A 16,282-nucleotide genomic window follows, 5' to 3' on the forward strand; every position below is an offset into this window, starting at 1 on the left:
CATGTCCTCATTTAATAAGGTCATTCTGGTTGGCAATCTGACCCGGGATCCCGAACTGCGATTCATCCCCTCCGGCGCTGCTGTGGCAACGCTCGGACTGGCCGTGAACAATCCGCGGGCGGATAACGAGACCTTATTTGTCGATGTGACGGTATGGAATAAAGTAGCAGAAAACTGCTCCAAGTTTTTGTCCAAAGGTTCGCCAGTCCTGGTGGAAGGTCGTCTGATCTACCGCACCTGGGATGACAAGAACACCGGACAGAAGCGTGGAAAACATGAAATTGTGGCTGAAACCGTGCAGTTTCTGCGTGGTGGAAGCGGCGGTGGCCGTGGTGAGGGTGGAAGCTCTCAGCAGGATGGCTACAGCGATTTTGACCAGAGCTATGAGCCCCCATCCCAGGGCAAGGGCCGCCAGGCCATGCCACCTGTGGATATGCCCGATGACGATATTCCCTTTTGATTATCTGTAGCAAGGAGATACGACTATGACTGAAAATACCACTGCCACTGAAAATACCAATGCTTCCCAGGAGCAGCAACCCCGTTCACGTGCCCAGTACAGCAACCGCCCCGGTGGTGGAACCGGCCGACCTGCTGGCGGTGCCGGTGGACCCCGCCGCTCTTTCCAGGGTGGTCGCCGTCGCTTTGGCCGCAAGAAGGTCTGTGCTTTCTGTGCCGAGAAGGTCGACTACATCGACTACAAAGATGTCAAGCGCCTGCGCACCTTCATTACCGAGCGCAGCAAAATCAAACCCCGCCGCATGACCGGCACCTGTGCCAAGCACCAGCGTTCGCTGGCCACAGCTATCAAACGTTCCAGAATGATGGCGCTGCTGCCGTTCACTGCCCTGCGTTAAGCGTTGCGGGAATAGCATTTTCAGGCGGGTAGTTTCTACTCGCCTTTTTCTATTTACGGGGAGTGTTTTGTGTTTCGGAAAAAAAACAAAATCCATTTTGTCGGTATTGGTGGCATAGGAATGAGTGGCATCGCCGAGGTGCTCCTGAACCTGGACTACCACGTCAGTGGTTCCGATATCCGGCAAAGTGCCACCACGGCCCGCCTGGAGTCTCTGGGCGCCAGAATATACTATGGACACGCCCACTCCAATATCACCGACGCCCATGTGGTGGTGACGTCCAGCGCGGTGAGCAAGGAAAATCCGGAAGTTGCAGAAGCCCGTCGCAAGCGCATACCAGTTATCAGCCGTGCCGAGATGCTGGCAGAGCTGATGCGCATGAAGCATGGCGTCCTGATAGCCGGTGCCCATGGAAAAACCACCACCACCAGCCTGGTGGCGACGGTTCTCACCGATGCGGGACTCGACCCCACAGTGGTCATTGGTGGTCGTCTCAATAAAATCAAAAGTAACGCCAAGCTGGGCCAGGGTGACCTGATTGTCGCGGAAGCCGACGAGAGCGATGGCTCATTCATGCACTTGCCTCCTGTGCTTTCGGTGGTAACCAATATCGACAAGGAGCACATGGATCACTATGGTTCCATGGAAAACCTGAAAAACACCTTTCTGAAGTTCATCAACAAGACCCCATTTTTTGGTGTCAGCTTTGTCTGCCTGGACGATGAGCACATCCAGGACATTCTGCCGCGCATCGAACGCAGCCACGTCACCTATGGCCTGAACACCAATGCCGATATTTTTGCCCACCATATCCGTCGCACGAACGGGTGCCAGCGCTTCGATGTCAACTATAACGGTCGAGAGCTGGGCGAATTCCGCCTGTGCCTGCCGGGCGTTCACAATGTGGTCAACAGTCTGCCGGTCATTGGCATTGCCCTGGAATTCGAGGTTCCCGTCGATACCATCCGCCATTCCCTGGAGCACTTTGCCGGAGTACACCGCCGTTTTGAAATTACCGGTCATATGAATGGTTTTGCCGTGGTCGATGATTATGGTCATCACCCCACGGAGATCATGGCCGTGCTCAAAGCCGCCCGTGAGTGGTACAGTGGCAAGGTGATCGCCATTTTCCAGCCCCACCGTTACAGCCGGGTGCGGGAGCTCTATGAGGACTTCACGAAGTCCTTCTATGACGCTGATGAAGTGATTGTGGCCGATATCTATCCGGCTGGTGAAGCCCCCATTCCCGGCCTGAACTCCCAGAAGATCGCCCAGGAGATCAAGGCCCGTGGTCACAAGCAGGTCACCCATATGGCCGGCTTTGACGAAATTGTCGCCTACCTGAAGGCGCAGCACTGCGAAGACGGCGCCATCATCACCCTGGGTGCCGGCAACGTCAATACCATCTGCTCCTTGCTTGTCACGCCCTGAGGAACCGGTCGTGCGGGTATTGCGCAACAGCTCCAGTGCTCCCTGCAGCTCGCTGCGGGCCGGGGGCGTGGTGCCGCTGCTCTACCTTCCCCAGACCATGGAGGAGTGTGTGCAGATCCTGCAGCGGCATCCCTCCATCCCCGTGCTTGGGCGGGGCAGCAATACCGTCCTTTCCGCGCGCAATCCGGTGCCAGCGCTCCTGGTGGCCAGCCAGCTTGACCACATCAGCATCAGCGATGAAACCCTTGTAGCCAAGACCGGTACCATGCTGGCACGCCTTGCGACCCTGGCCGTACGTCAGGGCTATGGCGGGTTTGCACCACTGGCCGGTATTCCCGGCACCATCGGCGGTGCACTGGTGATGAATGCGGGCTGCTATGGCGTGCATATCAGCGATCGCCTGCTGTGGGTGGAAATCTGGCGGGACGGCGAGATCGTCTGCCTGCAGCGTCATCAGATGGAGTTCGGCTACCGCTGCAGCTCCTTTGATCCGGCCAGGGAAGTGATTCTGCGCGCCGCCTTCGACATCTCCCTGCGCGTCGATGAGAGCCAGCAGCTTCGCCAGTGTCTGGAGCGCAAGAAAGCCTCACAACCCACCAGCCTCCCCTCCCTTGGCTCCGTATTTCGCAACCCCTCTGCTTCGGTGTCCAGCTGGCAGCTCCTGGAAAAGTGCGAGTTGAAGGGCATGCGGCTCGGCAGTATGCAGATCAGTGAAAAACACGCCAACTTTATCGTCAACCTCGAGCGCGGCAGCGCCTGGCCCGATGACTATGTCGTCCTGGCCCGTATGGCGGCCAACCGCGTATATCAGCGCACCGGGATACTTCTTGAGCCCGAATTCCGCTACCTCAGCAAGGAAGGGTACTTCTATGGAAAAGAAATTCTTTGACGACCTGCAGAAGCTCTACGACCTCTCCCACCAGCAGTACGTGAAACGGGCCAGCTGGTACCGGGTGCTGGACGGCGAGTTTCCGGCCCGTCGACAGCAGATAGACGCTTTTCTCACCTCCATTGACCTGGAACCAACCCGTGAGCACCGTCTGGCAATCCTCACCCGCCTGATCCACCTGCGCACCGATGCACTGGTGCAGGCCCTGAAGCAGGCCGGACACGATCAGCCCCACATCAACCGGGCGAAGGCCGAAGCCTATGCCTGGAGCGCCCGCCTTCACCAGGACGACCACCGGGCTCTGCTGGAACATGTGGACGAGCAGAAGCTGCTGACGCCCTACTACCGGGCTTTTCTGCACGGTGTGCATCGCACCGGCCTGGAGTTCAGCCACTGGCATCCCCAGTGGACGCGCCATATCATCGAAACCGTCAACCCCAGCCTTGAAGAGGAACACGGCTCGGAGGCCGTCCTGTGGCTGCGGGAGCAGGGACTGCTGGACCCGGGACATGACGGGGAAGAGGCCGACCGCTGCTACTCTGCGCTGGTGAAACAGGGACAGCGGTGGCACAGCCTCGCCTATGCCGAAGTGTTTCCCACCCAGATACAGCGCATTGTGGCCAGTCTGCACCAGTTTATGGATGAACTGGCCCGCAACACTGATGGGGTTTTCGGCCTGGAGCTTGTGCACCGGCATTATCTTCAGGCGCTGGTGGATGCTTTCAGCGAGCGGGATACCGCACAGCTGGTCCGCCGCTGGGCCCATGTGGATCGCTGCTGGATGGCCGACAGCGGCCCGCTGCAGATCGGTCATCCCCTGGAATACTACGAGGATCACTACCGCAAGGCCGTGGCGCCGGAGTGGGATCTGCGTATGATCAATCCCGCCCTGCAGGAAGAAAATCATCGCCAGCAACAGGTGCAGGCGATGTTTGACCAGCTGAGCCAGCAACTGCAGGCCCATGGGCACCCAGCCATCAGGGCCAGCCAGGAAAACCTGCGCCGCACCCGGCTCTTTCTCGGCCGCCCCCTGCTCTACTATGGCTCCGACCTGGAAGGGCTCTTTTCGGCCCAGGTGGTTCCCAACGACGAGGTAATCAGTGCCAGCTGCGGAAAAAAAATATTCGCCTTTGCCGATATGGTGCTGGAGGCCCAGCGCAGCCGACCCTTTATGAAGATCCACCGCCTGGTTTACGGTGATGATTTTGAACAGCGCTTCCGCCACTACCTCTTCTGTCAGCCCGGTCAGTGGCACCAGGTGTACGACGCCCTGACTGTCGGCCACGAGTATGGCCATGTGCTCTGGATGGATGCCGAGACGGAAACCGCCATGAACCGCACGGGCAACTTCAAGAATATTGAGGAGTTCAAGGCCACCGCAGGGGGGCTGGTGACCCTCTTCGAGCAACAGGCTGACGATACGCAGCTGATCGCCCGCGCCGTCGATGACACCATCCGGCGCAGTGTCGGGCTGATTGCCTGGATGGAAAGCGATGAAGTACTGCCCTACTACGTGGAGGGCCTGCTGCACCTGCACGGCCTCTTTGCGAGCGGAATCCTGAGCTTTCAGGGCCAGCAGCTGCGCATCTGCACCGAGAGTGCCACCATTGGCACCCTTGTCAGCTGGTATCAGGACATCTACCGGCGCCTGGCACGGCACTACCTCGCAAAGCAGGACGCCATGGAGTTCCTGCAGGAATACGTCTGCCGGGAAGAAAAACGCCTGCTTCCCAGGCAGGAGCAGGCGCGCCGTTTCGTGGAATATTACTGGAAGCTGTACCAGGAATCAGGCTGCGTCGTGGACGATGAGGATCACCCCGATCGCTGGCGCGCACTGAGCCAGTAGCGAAGGAGGCACGCGTCGGCAGGCCCTATGAGCGACCCACCAGGGTGATGTTGCGCGCCTCGGGATTATCGCCGTTGGCTGCTTTGACCAGTTCAAATTCGAAAATCAGATTACGATCAGGCAGGTGACGCGGATTGATGTCGGAAGCCAGGTTCGAATCGCGGAAGTAGGCCGTGCGGTAGGGCGAGTCCTCGCGGCGGGAGTCGGTGATCCACAACCCGGAGCTGACCTTCTGCAGAAATCGCATGAAACCGAAGTTCTGGCTGTCATCGTGGTGGTAGCAGAAGCCTCGCACCCGCGAGCCAAGTTCTCCCCACTGATTGCTGCGGCGATCCACCGAGTCGATGGGCAGCAGGTTCGGAATCAGGTAGCCGGACATGAACATGTCGGACTCTTTTTTCAGATCCGATGAAATATTCTGGAACGCCATGGTCTCGACACGGCAGCCCTTGTTCTGCAGCGCCCGCACCACCTGCACAAAGTCGCCATCACCCGTGACCAACAGGACGCGGTCGAGGTTTTCCGACTGCAGCAGCGCGTCCACCGCCATGTCCAGATCGGCGTTGGCCTTGCCAAAACGGTTGCCGCTCTCATCCACATACCACTTCACCGGTTTTTCAATAACCTTGTAGCCGAAATCCCGCAAAATAGCGTAGAAGTTGGTCATTTTGTATTTGTAGGGGGCATCCTTGGAGGCGCGATCCACATCAAAACTGACATAGGCGTTCAGGCGTACCAGCTCAGCGCCATCGCGGCAGGCAAACTCCCGCAGCACTTCGTAGCGCATGCCGTAACCGCCATTGCGCACCAGGTTGGCCACATCAACATAGACACCCACCTTCGCGTTGGACTTGGAGAGCCCCGGGGGAATGTCGGAAGAAAAGCTCATCATTGCCATTATCTGTCCTTTCGGTGAAGTACATCTGAAGTTTCACTTCTTGTTATATTGACTTAAGACATTGTTGTCCTGATGTTTACCGCGCGGAAACTGTATTGCATTTTGCATGTTTGATTCATCTGGTATTCCACCACTTCCTGTGAGTGTCCCGTTCGGGTCTTGCCAGCCAGGCGTCGCACTCACCGGACGGCTGAGAAGGACAGCACTGGGGGCCGCTTCCCAGCCATTTTTTGCGGGAAAAAAGTGGCAAAGAAAAAACGAGAAAAAGGGCTTTGTGCTTCAAACAACGCAGTTTATGCAGAACCAAATGTCCCCTTCCTGCATGGCATCGGAATCCATACCGACACTCAGCTGTTTCGGGGGTACGAAACTTGAGTACATGAGTTATAGAAGCAGCCGTGCAGGAAAAGCAAGCAAAGAAAAACAGAAAAGCGCCGCATAATTCCTTGACAATCCCCTGTGCAGCCTGTATAGATACAAACCGTTTGGGGCTATGGCGCAGCTGGGAGCGCGCTTGAATGGCATTCAAGAGGTCGGGGGTTCGATCCCCCCTAGCTCCACCATTAAAAAGATAAATCCCGTGCACTAACAGTATCTGGCTAGCGCACGGGTTTTCTTTTTCTGCGTGTTGTTGTCGATTTACGCCGCTTCCAGGGCATCGACTCTGCCCTGATCACCTCACCTTTTCAGGGAACACTCGCACCCCGCTTCTCTTTCGCCTGTATACCAAGACGCACGATGCGCCGACTGAACGCATATAGTGCGGGCCGAAAGACAGAGAAGTCATAGATAGCAAAGCGTAAAATTCTCCGTATCCTTACCCCATTCCCGGGACCTTGTCCAGACTCCTGCATTTTTCCTGCAACCACTGTTTGGCGATCTCATCGGTAAACGGGTTGATGCTCTTTATGATTCCATCAAACAGCTCATTGATGTCCATGGTCGGCTCGACTGTTTGTCCGATTTTCGTTGATAATTCTGATAGCCTCCCTGATTACTTATCGGGTGGTTTCAAGATGTGTTGGTTCAGGTCGCATTACAAATTGGGTATTCTTTGCAGATTATTCGGCCAAAATGGCACATGGCCTTTAGTGTCGATTGAATAGGGTAAATTCAGCCAAAATCGTCAAAGAGCGTTTGACTTCGCACGACTAACTTATATAGTAAGGAGGTTTTGCAGTTTTGGGGTGCGTCCAGCACTCTCCCGTTTCGCCTCTGGTAGACGTGACGGCAAACCAAAACGCCCGTGGAGTTTTAAGCATAGACGAGATGGAAGATCGCTGGTAGTCGATAACTGAGATCTGCAAGTATCTTAGGGTAAGTAATGTCAATGTGTACAAGTGGATCGACACGCATGGCATTCCTGCGCACCGCATGGGACGCTTCTGGAAGTTCAAGAAAAGCCATGTGGATGCCTGGGTCGAATCTGGTGGCGCGGCGGAACCTGGACTGGGAACGGAAAAACCATGAGCTACAACGAACAGGAGGCCTGTTTCTATCTGATTGAGCCTGTATTGCGGGAAAAGGATACAACAGCCACCAGTGGCTCAAGATGGAGACCCCCGCTCCGGTGGAGCCGACTGGTCTGAAAGGCCGCCGACGTAAGGGGGCAGACCGCACCGACTATCTACTCTGCGTGCAGGCGGGCGATATGCCGAAAGCTTTGCCAATGGGCGTGCTCGAAGCAAAAAAGGAGACGGAATATCTCCTTATGGGCATGCAGCAGGCCAAGGGTATGCCGATTGCCAGCGCTTCGGGGTGAATATGTGTCCACCATATCAACAGCTTGCTGAAATACCTCAAAAGACGCAGGCAATTGAAAAATGCTCAGGTGCAAGGCGCTCGCGGAGCAAGGAATGAAGCGTACTCCCCGTACGTTGCAGTGACGCGCGACGGCGAGCAACACCGCAGATGAGGGTTTTTCAGCAGCCTGCTAAACTCCGCAGCAGATTATCGGCAGCATCGAACAGCAGGGACGGGTCGTCACGGAATCGCTGGCTAGGCTGGCAAAGCTGTTGGCTGCAGAGTGAGCTGGAGACGAAAGTACTTTGGGTTAATAACGTTTGCGGTAACCGCATATGCCGGACACTGTGGACGGCACGGCAATAAAGACAGGAGAGAGGAAATATGTTGAAAGAATTACGAATTCAAAACTTCAAAGGCTGGAAGGATACCGGCACCATTCGTATGGCTCCCATCTCCCTGTTTTTTGGTGCTAACAGCTCTGGCAAATCCAGTATTGGCCAGTTCCTGATGATGCTGAAGCAGACCGTGGAGTCACCGGACAGAAAGGCGGTTTTCTATCCGGGTGGCAAAAACTCGGCAGTTCAGCTTGGATCTTATCAGGAGATGGTTTTTCGCCGCGATCCGGAAAATAAGATCATCTTTGACTATCGGTGGTCGTTGCCGGATATACTGAAGTTCAAAGACCCGGTGACCGGTCAAACCTTTTCTGGCGATAATCTCGCTTTTCATGGCAAAGTTGGTTTAGGGGATAAGGACCAGCACACCCTTGTGCTTGATCAACTGAAATACGAGTTGCTTGAGGAAGAGGAATCCCGACTGTCCATCGGCATGGAGCGAAAATCGGACACCAAGTCCGAGTATAAAGTCGATGCGACCAATTACCCGTTGAAACGCAAGCAGGGGCGTGCATGGTCACCCGGCGCACCGGTCCGGTTTTACGGTTTTCCTGATGAGGTGGTTGCCTATCACCAGAATGCGGATTTCGTTCAGGCTTTGAATTTGCGCCATGAAAAATTCTACCGTTCACTCTGTTATCTTGGGCCGCTGCGCACCAAGGCGGAACGTCTGTATTCATGGACCGGTATGGAGCCTGAAAGTGTCGGCTATGCTGGGGAAAATACCGTCGCGGCGATTCTTGCGGCACGAAACCGGAAAATCAGTCTGGGCTACAAAAGGCCAGCCAAACCATTTGAGGAGATCATTGCCCTCAAGCTCAAGGAAATGGGACTGATCGAGGAATTCAAGGTCAACCCGATATCGGAGCAGCGGCAGGAGTACGAGGTAAAGGTCCGCACCAAGGGGTCGAGAGACTGGGTCGATCTTCCGGACGTCGGTTTTGGCATATCCCAGGTGCTGCCGGTTCTGGTGCAGTGTTTCTATGCTCCGGCCGGGTCGATCATCCTTATGGAACAGCCGGAGATCCACCTGCATCCGAATGCGCAATCGGCGCTGGCCGATGTGATGATCGATGTCATCAACTCTAGAGAAAACGGGTCGGACAGGGATATTCAGTTGGTTATCGAGACCCACTCGGAGCATTTCCTGCGTCGCCTGCAGCGCCGTATCGCCGAAGATGCCGTCCCACAGGAAAAGGTATCGGCCTATTTCGCCAATATCGCCAGGACGCCCGCGACCCTGGAGCCGTTGCAAATCGATATCTTCGGCAACATCCAGAATTGGCCGGAGAACTTCTTCGGCGATGAAATGGGCGACATCACCGAGCAGGCAAAGGCCGCCATGAAGAAGCGGATGCAGAAAACCGAAAAGCCGGAGGCCTCCGCATGAGCCTGCCCAAGAAATGCCTGGTGGATACCAATGTGCCCAAGACGGCCAATCTCGCCACCCAGCCGGACGCGGACTCCGACGTATCCGATGCCTGCGTGCTGGCCTGCGTCGAGGCGGTTGAATATGTCATTAAAAAGCGTGGCCTGATCATCGATGCGGGAGACGAAATTTTCAATGAGTACCGGCAGCAGCTCTCCATGAAGGGACAACCCGGCATGGGCGATGCCTTTATGAAATGGGTGAACGACCACCGGTATAACCCTGAATATTGCGACAGAGTGGCCATCACCAGCAATGGCGACTCATACGAAGAGTTTCCCACGCATGACGATCTGAACGATTTCGACAGATCGGACCGCAAGTTTGTCGCCGCAGCCAACGCCCACGTGGAGAAGCCGCCCATATTGCAGGCCACAGACAGTAAATGGTGGGGATGGAAGGATGCCCTGGCTGAGGTTGGGATTACCGTTCAGTTCCTTTGCCCGGAATACATCGAAGCCAAATATACCGAGAAGATGGGGACGTGAAAGAGGACTTTTTCAAATTTCCCTCAACGCCTCATCTGGCGACCATGCCGGGAGTTGACATCAGGGGTGATAAGGTTCTGACAGAATCAGAACGCGATGCATTCCTGACGCATGAGGTGACGGTAGAAGAAAAAGTAGACGGCGCAAACATGGGGCTCTCGTTTGATGCGCATGGAAATATCCGTGCCCAGAACAGGGGGGCTTATTTGCATTTGCCCTGCTCGGGACAGTGGAAAAAACTCGGCGAATGGTTGGCGATCCACACCGATACGCTTTTCGAGCACCTCTCTGACCGGTACATCCTGTTTGGCGAGTGGTGTTATGCCCAGCATTCGATTTTCTATGATCGCTTGCCCGACTGGTTTCTTGCTTTCGATATTTATGACCGAGAGGCAGGTCGGTTTCTGGCCACGGCGCGCCGGGATCGGCTATTATATGAGATGCATATCCCCAAAGTGCCAGGCATTGCACGCGGGCGGTTCACCTATCCCGAAATTCAGAAACTCTTATCGCAATCAAAGCTGACCGATCAGCCTGCTGAAGGGATTTATCTGCGAATTGATCACGGTGACTGGCTTGAACAACGGGCCAAACTTGTTCGCCCCACATTTATCCAGGCGGTCGAGCAGCACTGGTCGCGCTCCGCCATCAGGCCGAATCGGCTAACGCATGATATCCTATGAAAAAATCGAGCAAGAAAAACCGACCTGGACCGATCTCAAGTGCCAGCTTGCCGATCTCGACCGTCCAGCGCTGCTGGGCCTGATTCAGGACCTGTGCGCCGCCAGCAAGAACAATCAGGCTTTTCTCCATGCCCGCTTCGCCCTGGGCGAGGATGTGCTCGAACCGTACAAGTTCACCATTGACCGCTGGGTTTACCCGGATGTCATGCGCAATCAGGATATCTCGGTTGCCAAGGCCAAGAAGGCAATCTCTGATTACAGGAAAGCCATAGCTCGGCTACTGCGGCATGGATGACGAGGGTTATTTCAATGCACTGGTGCGCATGTTCGAGCAGGCGCTGAAGGCGATTACGGCGCTTGAGCCAGGCCAGAAGGAAGACTTTGTCGAGCGGCTTGAACGTGTCCGGCACAAAGGCCACAACTGGGGCTGGGGCGTTGGCGATGATATGGACAATCTGATGGTGGAGTATGGATTTGCCGAAGAGTGACAAGAGCCTGAATGAACAAGATGAACTTCGGCGTCTGCGCGAGGAGAACGCCCGCCTCAAAAATCTGCTGACCCAGCACGGTATCGCTTGGGAAGAACCTGCCATCCCTGAACCTGTCCCCGACCCACCTGAATTCATATCAGTCCCAACCCAGTTCACCACCGACGACAAGATCGCCCTGTTCCGCCGGCTTTTTCGGGGGCGGGAGGATGTCTATCCGCAGCGCTGGGACTCGGCCAAGGGCACGTCAGGCTATTCACCAGCCTGTGGTAACGAGTGGAAGCCCGGCATCTGCCACAAGCCTCGGGTGAAATGCGGCGACTGCAACCAGCGCCAATTGCTGCCGGTGACCGATCAGGTGATCTATGACCATTTGGCAGGGAAACAGACCATCGGCGTCTATCCACTCCTGAGCGACGACAGCTGCTGTTTTTTGGCGGTTGACTTCGATGAGGCCGACTGGCGGGAGGATGCCAAAGCTTTCATGCAATCCTGTCGCGAACTCGGCATTCCGGCGTCGCTGGAGATTTCCCGCTCCGGAAATGGCGCTCACGCCTGGATCTTTTTTGCCGAGCCGGTTCCGGCCCGCGAGGCCCGGCAGCTCGGGACCGCACTGATCAGCCACACCTGCGACCGCACCCGGCAATTATCCCTGGCCAGCTACGATCGGCTGTTTCCCAACCAGGACACCATGCCCAAGGGTGGCTTCGGCAATCTGATCGCGCTGCCCCTGCAGAAACAGCCGAGGGAATCAGGGCGCAGCGTCTTCGTTAATGAACAATTGCAACCCCATTCGGACCAGTGGGCTTTTCTGTCATCCATCCGCCCCATGTCCCGGCGGGACCTGGAAGACGCCATCCTGCGGGCCAGCGGCAGCCGCCATCCCCTGGATGTGGCCTTTGCCGCCGAGGAAGAAGACAGCAAGCCATGGCAGCGTCCTTCACCTGTGCCCGCCCGGATTGCTGGCCCATTGCCGGAATCGCTGACCCTGGTGCTGGCCAACCAGATTTTTATCGCCAAAGCCGATCTGCCACAACCGCTGGCCAACCGCCTGATCCGCCTCGCCGCCTTCCAAAATCCCGAGTTTTACAAGGCCCAGGCCATGCGCCTGCCGGTATGGAACAAGCCGCGCATCATCGGCTGCGCCGAGAATTTCCCCCAGCATATCGGCCTGCCCCGTGGCTGCCTCGATGCGGCACTCGACCTGTTGCAGGAGAATGACATCCATCCGGAGCTGCAGGACGAGCGCTTGGCCGGACGGAAAGTGACGGCCAAGTTCACCGGGACCTTGCGCAAGGACCAGAAGGCAGCGGTACGGGAGATGCTCAAACACGATGTCGGCGTGCTCTGCGCCCCGACAGCCTTCGGCAAGACCGTCACTGCAGCAGCCCTGATCGCCCGGCGCAAGGTCAGTACACTGGTGCTGGTCCATCGCACTGAACTGCTGCGCCAATGGCAGGAACGGTTGACCGGATTTCTTGAATTTCCGAAAGGAAGTTTGGGTGTCATCGGCGGCGGCAAGAAAAAACCGTCCGGCAAGATCGACATCGCCGTCATGCAGTCACTGTCACGGCGCGAAGACCTGGGCGAACTGCTCGACCCGTACGGCCAGATCATCATCGATGAATGCCACCACCTGTCGGCGTTTTCCTTCGAGGCGATCCTCAAACAAGCCAAGGCGAAATTCGTGGTGGGCCTGACCGCCACGCCCATACGCCGCGACGGGCATCAGCCAATCATCTTCATGCAGTGCGGGCCGATCCGTCACAGCGCCGCCAGACCGGAAACCGTCCCGACGCAACTGGAAGTCTGGCCGAAAATGATACCTGCGCCTGAAATCCCGCCGGACTCGCCAATTCAGGATGTGTTCCGCATCCTCGCGGGCGATGCGAGCCGCAACCAGTGTATTGTCGGGGATGTGCTGGCCGCCTACCGCTCAGGGCGAAAGGTGTTGGTGCTTACCGAGCGAACGGATCATCTGCCGCTGTTGCAGGAGGCGCTGGGGAATGAGGTCGAACACTGCTTTGTCCTGCATGGCCGATTGTCGAAGAAACAGCGAACGGAAGTGTTTGCCGAGCTGGAGGCATTGGATGAGTCAGCCCCGAGGGTACTACTCGCCACCGGCCGCCTGATCGGCGAGGGCTTCGACCATCCGCCGCTCGACACTCTTGTGCTGGCTATGCCGATCTCCTGGAAGGGAACCTTGCAGCAATACGCAGGGCGTTTGCACCGTGAGCATGTCGACAAACAGGATGTGCGCATCTATGATTACGCCGAGACCGATCAGCCGCAACTCGCCCGAATGTGGGACAAACGCCAACGCGGTTACCGGGCCATGGGATACGAAATTAAACCGATGGAGGGCGTTATTTTAGGAAACGGTAACATATCAGAATAGAAGCGATTGCTATTGGGTTTGCTTGCAGAGAAGAGGAATAACTTAACTTTCGCACCCCCGAAACGGCAGGTTGCCTGCACCAACCCTGATGCCATGCTGTAATGGCGGCAATGGTTCTCCACAGACTGTGTCGCTTGACATTCCGGTTCCATTACTGAGGAGTTTTCCTTCGTTCGCTTGCCTGAAACTGGGACTGCAACCAACCGCCCTCCCTGGCTTTGAGTTTACGGTTGCCGCCGTCATGGCGGCAACCCTGTGGGTCCATAGCGTTATGCAGGCAATTGAAAAGCTCTCAGGTGCAAGGCGCAAGCAAGGTGAGGAGTGAGGCGTACTTCCTGTACGTCGCAGCGACGAGCACTGGCGAGCAATGCCGCAGATCAGGCTTTTCAGCAGCCTGTTAAGGAGTAACCTATCTTATGACCCTTGCATTTATCGCTGTTGTATTTGGTCTCGCGCTGCTTGTCTGGAGCTTTGGGCTGCAGGGTTTATGTCAGGAAATACCTCCTGAAGCAGTCGCAGAATCTCCTGATCTCCCGTGATATACATCAGACCGAAGTACACCTGGAGGTCATCCTGGCGCTCCAGCTTCCTCACATCGGAGTAGGGGGCATCGGGGTGGGCCATGAAGAGGTCAGCCTCCGCCATTTCTTTCAGCAGTTCCTGCAGGTTTTCGTGTAACTCGGCATCGGTGCGGCCCCACAGCAGAACAGGCACCAGTATGCTCTCTTCTTTGGGGGTGATCGCCAGCTGCAGCTCGCGGGCCAGCGCCATCAGCTCATCGGCCTCAAGCCAGGCTTCCTGAGGGGCAATACTGCTCTCATCCTCGGTTATGGGTGCAGGCTCCCGATGCACCTGCTCGGGTGTGCGGCCGGAAACCCCGCCACCCTGCCCTGACGGGCCGACGCGGGTATCGTAAAATTCGATACTGATATGCTGGGGCGGGTTGCGCATGCTGGCGATGAAAGCCGCGTCAAGCAGATCCGACAGGGTCTGGGCTTCCATGGGCAGATTGCCCGTGAACGACTGTGCCATCATGAGAAGTTCACGGGCACCGTCCTGGCGGAGAGCTCCCATCAGCTCACGTATCTCCGTGGCGTCGAGCTGGCCACCGGTTCGCGTATCGTAAAAGGCTACGCCGATATAGCGGGGGGGAATCTGCATGTTCGCCGTCACCCCGGCGTCAAAAATCCGGCCGATGGTTTCGCCGTCAAGCTGCCCCTGGCTTTCCATCAGAATGCGCGCCGCGTCAAAGGGGCTTGGCGCGTTCTCGTCCGACAGGCTGAGTGGCGCACCGGCAAGGAGCGTAAGGACGAGGGTGCTTAGAGCTTGTCCATAAATAATCATTGACCATCATGATAGTTTGCTATAGAATGATTCAGTGAGAGATCATTCATGGCGGTGATTTATGTCTAAAGTGCAATCATGGGAAGTCTCAGATGCTTTCTGGCAAAGAGTTGAGCCTTTGCTGCCAATCCAGCAAAGAGATCTTGACAAGGTCTACAAGCGCAAGCCTGGTGGTGGGCGCAAGCGACTTAACCCCAGGAAGGCGTTTTCCGGCATTGTCTATGTTCTGCGCACCGGTTGTCAGTGGAAAGCGATACCCAAGGAGCAGTTTGGTTGCGCCAGTGCCGTGCACAAGTACTTCATTGAGTGGAGTAAGGCCGGTGTATTCGAAGCTATTTGGCGTCAAGGGCTGGCTGAGTACGACGAGATGGAGGGAATTGCCTGGGAGTGGCAAAGCATAGATGGCGGAATGTACAAAGCACCAATGGCTCTTGAAACCGTAGGGAAGAACCCGACGGATCGGGGAAAAAAACGGGAGCAAGCGTCATGTCCTGGTGGACGGTCGTGGCGTCCCGTTGTCCATCGTCGTAACCGGAGCGAACCGGCATGATGTGAGCCAGCTTGAAGCTGTTCTTGATGGCGTAGTCTTCGAGAAGCCTGCAGAGCAGGAGCAGCATCTTTGCGCAGATTGTGGCTACAAGGGAAAGCAGGCGCTCAGCAGCATTCTTCAGCGCGGATACATACCCCATGTAAAGCAGCGAAAAGAAGAGATCGAGGACAAGAAGCGTGACCCATCAAAGAAGGCGAGGCGCTGGATAGTGGAAGCATCTATTTCCTGGTTCAACCGTTTCAGGAAGATTCATGTGCGCTTTGAGAAGCTTGAGGTCACTCACTACGGGTTGACGTGTCTTGCGGCAGCCATAATCACATACAGGAAAATCGGCGTAATTTATGGATAAGTTCTAAATACTCCGAACAGGCGGTCAAGGATCTTCACGGATTCAACAGCGTCGATCGCCAGCTCATTGTCAAAAAAATCCATTATTTGCGGGATAACTTCAATTCTCTGAAGCAGACCAGGAAAGTCACTGAACTGAAGGGAAGCCGCTTCTCCGGGCAATATCGCTTTATCGTAGCCCGCAAGATTCGGGTGCTTTTTCGCGTTGATGGCGATGTGTTGACGCTCCTGGTGTTGCGGGTTGGCCTGCGCAAGTCCATTTACACGTGACAGGCTGCTGAAAAGCCTCACGCACGCCTTGCACCTGAGAACTTCTCAATTGCCTGTGTGTTTTGAGGTATTGAAAGACACTTTCTTTAAAATTATCTTTTCAGAAAAGACAATCTCCTCTCGCAAAGCCGCTGAGAACGCAAAGAAGATGGGCAGCCAAATCAGTTAAACTTGTATTTTTCTCTGCGTCTTCGCGACTTGAGTGAGCGCAGCGAACGGGCG

General features: G+C 56.0%; 16 protein-coding genes and 1 tRNA gene. 14 read left to right on the forward strand and 3 right to left on the reverse strand.

Annotated features, from left to right (window positions below; translation table 11 throughout):
* Nucleotide 1: 1 nt before the first annotated feature.
* The 5 genes from SELIN_RS03285 to ciaB all read left to right on the forward strand — a co-directional run bounded on the left by SELIN_RS03285 (nucleotide 2) and on the right by ciaB (nucleotide 5,023).
* The gene (locus tag SELIN_RS03285; protein WP_013505285.1) at nucleotides 2-460 is read left to right on the forward strand and encodes a single-stranded DNA-binding protein; all 459 of its coding nucleotides are present in this window, start codon (nucleotides 2-4) and stop codon (nucleotides 458-460) included.
* 25 nt (nucleotides 461-485) lie between these two features.
* Nucleotides 486-857, forward strand: coding sequence for a 30S ribosomal protein S18 (rpsR, locus tag SELIN_RS15495; RefSeq protein WP_013505286.1), 372 nt, complete (start codon nucleotides 486-488; stop codon nucleotides 855-857).
* A 69-nt stretch (nucleotides 858-926) separates the two neighbouring features.
* On the forward strand, nucleotides 927-2,288 hold the full coding sequence (gene murC / locus SELIN_RS03295; RefSeq protein ID WP_013505287.1) for a UDP-N-acetylmuramate--L-alanine ligase: 1,362 nt from the start codon (nucleotides 927-929) through the stop codon (nucleotides 2,286-2,288).
* 10 nt (nucleotides 2,289-2,298) lie between these two features.
* Nucleotides 2,299-3,177, forward strand: coding sequence for a UDP-N-acetylmuramate dehydrogenase (murB, locus tag SELIN_RS03300; RefSeq protein WP_013505288.1), 879 nt, complete (start codon nucleotides 2,299-2,301; stop codon nucleotides 3,175-3,177).
* Nucleotides 3,158-5,023, forward strand: coding sequence for an invasion protein CiaB (ciaB, locus tag SELIN_RS03305; protein WP_013505289.1), 1,866 nt, complete (start codon nucleotides 3,158-3,160; stop codon nucleotides 5,021-5,023). The genes murB and ciaB overlap by 20 nt, the downstream gene beginning before the upstream one ends.
* A gap of 25 nt (nucleotides 5,024-5,048) precedes the next feature.
* Here the strand turns inward: ciaB and SELIN_RS03310 are convergent, their stop codons facing one another.
* Nucleotides 5,049-5,921, reverse strand: coding sequence for a LabA-like NYN domain-containing protein (locus tag SELIN_RS03310; RefSeq protein WP_013505290.1), 873 nt, complete (start codon nucleotides 5,919-5,921; stop codon nucleotides 5,049-5,051).
* Between the two features lie 487 nt (nucleotides 5,922-6,408).
* Between SELIN_RS03310 and SELIN_RS03315 the strand changes: the two genes are divergently transcribed.
* The 8 genes from SELIN_RS03315 (at nucleotide 6,409) to SELIN_RS03350 (ending at nucleotide 13,548) form a co-directional block, all read left to right on the forward strand.
* Nucleotides 6,409-6,484 (forward strand) — tRNA-Ala (locus tag SELIN_RS03315).
* 727 nt (nucleotides 6,485-7,211) lie between these two features.
* Nucleotides 7,212-7,391 carry a helix-turn-helix domain-containing protein gene (locus SELIN_RS03320; RefSeq protein WP_343122652.1) on the forward strand — a complete coding sequence of 60 codons (180 nt, stop codon included), beginning with the start codon at nucleotides 7,212-7,214 and terminating at the stop codon, nucleotides 7,389-7,391.
* 657 nt (nucleotides 7,392-8,048) lie between these two features.
* Entirely contained in the window at nucleotides 8,049-9,452 is a 1,404-nt protein-coding gene (locus tag SELIN_RS03330; protein WP_013505293.1) for an AAA family ATPase, read from the forward strand.
* Nucleotides 9,449-9,979: a hypothetical protein gene (locus SELIN_RS03335; RefSeq protein WP_013505294.1), complete on the forward strand. Its 531-nt coding sequence runs from the start codon at nucleotides 9,449-9,451 to the stop codon at nucleotides 9,977-9,979. Before SELIN_RS03330 ends, SELIN_RS03335 begins: the two co-directional genes overlap by 4 nt.
* Nucleotides 9,976-10,662, forward strand: a complete 687-nt coding sequence (locus SELIN_RS03340) for an RNA ligase family protein (protein WP_013505295.1) — start codon at nucleotides 9,976-9,978, stop codon at nucleotides 10,660-10,662. The genes SELIN_RS03335 and SELIN_RS03340 overlap by 4 nt, the downstream gene beginning before the upstream one ends.
* On the forward strand, nucleotides 10,649-10,957 hold the full coding sequence (locus tag SELIN_RS15205; RefSeq protein ID WP_198007115.1) for a hypothetical protein: 309 nt from the start codon (nucleotides 10,649-10,651) through the stop codon (nucleotides 10,955-10,957). The genes SELIN_RS03340 and SELIN_RS15205 overlap by 14 nt, the downstream gene beginning before the upstream one ends.
* Nucleotides 10,950-11,150 carry a hypothetical protein gene (locus SELIN_RS15065; protein ID WP_198007116.1) on the forward strand — a complete coding sequence of 67 codons (201 nt, stop codon included), beginning with the start codon at nucleotides 10,950-10,952 and terminating at the stop codon, nucleotides 11,148-11,150. Before SELIN_RS15205 ends, SELIN_RS15065 begins: the two co-directional genes overlap by 8 nt.
* Nucleotides 11,131-13,548, forward strand: coding sequence for a TOTE conflict system archaeo-eukaryotic primase domain-containing protein (locus tag SELIN_RS03350; protein WP_041725898.1), 2,418 nt, complete (start codon nucleotides 11,131-11,133; stop codon nucleotides 13,546-13,548). The genes SELIN_RS15065 and SELIN_RS03350 overlap by 20 nt, the downstream gene beginning before the upstream one ends.
* 429 nt (nucleotides 13,549-13,977) lie before the next feature.
* Here SELIN_RS03350 and SELIN_RS03355 read toward each other — a convergent pair whose 3' ends face one another.
* On the reverse strand, nucleotides 13,978-14,892 hold the full coding sequence (locus SELIN_RS03355) for a hypothetical protein (RefSeq protein WP_013505297.1): 915 nt from the start codon (nucleotides 14,890-14,892) through the stop codon (nucleotides 13,978-13,980).
* Between the two features lie 61 nt (nucleotides 14,893-14,953).
* On the opposite strand from SELIN_RS03355, the gene SELIN_RS14470 reads away from it, so the two are divergent.
* A protein-coding gene (locus SELIN_RS14470) for an IS5 family transposase (RefSeq protein WP_156788070.1) occupies nucleotides 14,954-15,791 on the forward strand; the annotation gives its coding sequence in 2 pieces (ribosomal slippage) (nucleotides 14,954-15,358 and nucleotides 15,360-15,791; 837 coding nt in all).
* Here SELIN_RS14470 and SELIN_RS03370 read toward each other — a convergent pair.
* Nucleotides 15,782-16,081, reverse strand: a complete 300-nt coding sequence (locus tag SELIN_RS03370) for a hypothetical protein (protein WP_041725901.1) — start codon at nucleotides 16,079-16,081, stop codon at nucleotides 15,782-15,784. The genes SELIN_RS14470 and SELIN_RS03370 overlap by 10 nt on opposite strands.
* Between the last annotated feature and the right edge of the window lie 201 nt (nucleotides 16,082-16,282).

Origin of the sequence: Desulfurispirillum indicum S5 (assembly GCF_000177635.2) — a bacterium.
Taxonomy (GTDB): Bacteria; Chrysiogenota; Chrysiogenetes; order Chrysiogenales; family Chrysiogenaceae; genus Desulfurispirillum; species Desulfurispirillum indicum.